Source organism: Paracoccus sp. P2 (genome assembly GCF_046335115.1).
GTDB lineage: Bacteria > Pseudomonadota > Alphaproteobacteria > Rhodobacterales > Rhodobacteraceae > Paracoccus > Paracoccus pantotrophus.
Window position 1 is genome coordinate 1 of sequence record NZ_JBGOSN010000181.1, and the last position, 648, is coordinate 648.

1 pseudogene is annotated in these 648 nt (G+C 65.1%); it reads left to right on the top strand.

Annotated features, from left to right (window positions below):
* A pseudogene (locus tag ACDP63_RS25100) lies at window positions 1–648 on the top strand (hypothetical protein); the annotation flags it as partial.

Sequence of the window (648 nt, forward strand, 5' to 3'; positions counted from 1 at the left end):
CCTGGCAGGGTGAGGGCCTGCACCCGCGCGACTACGTGACGATCGTTCCCGCCGGCTCGGCGGACGGAACCTATGCCGATTACGATCGCATGCAAGGTCGGAGGGAGGGCGAGCTTCGCGCGCCTGCCGAGCCTGGTCTCTATGAGGTGCGCCTGCAATTGGACGCGGGGGATCGCGTACTCGCCCGCACCCCGGTCGAGGTGATGGATGGTAATGTTTCGCTTGACGGACCGGACAGGGCGCGGGCCGGCGCCGAGATTACGCTATCCTGGACCGGTGCCATACATCCGCGCGACTACATAGCCATCGTTCCCCGCGGCACACCGGACGGCGAGCAAAGTGGCTATCGCCGTATTCAGGACGAAGATCAGGCCACGTTCACTGCACCCGCGGAGCCTGGTGCCTATGAAATCCGCTACCATTTGGACCGCGGCGATCGGGTCATGGCCCGGCGACCGCTCGAGGTGCTGGCGGCGGATGCGCCGATAGACGAGGGTGCCGGGCTTATGGTTCCTGGTACAGCAAGGCCGGGCGACATCGTTACAGTTTCGTGGACAATCGAAGCTGGCGATGCCGACCGGCGCGTGGCGCTGGCACGAGCTGATGCGCCCGACTTTACCTGGATTACAGTCCATCACGTGGGCGACG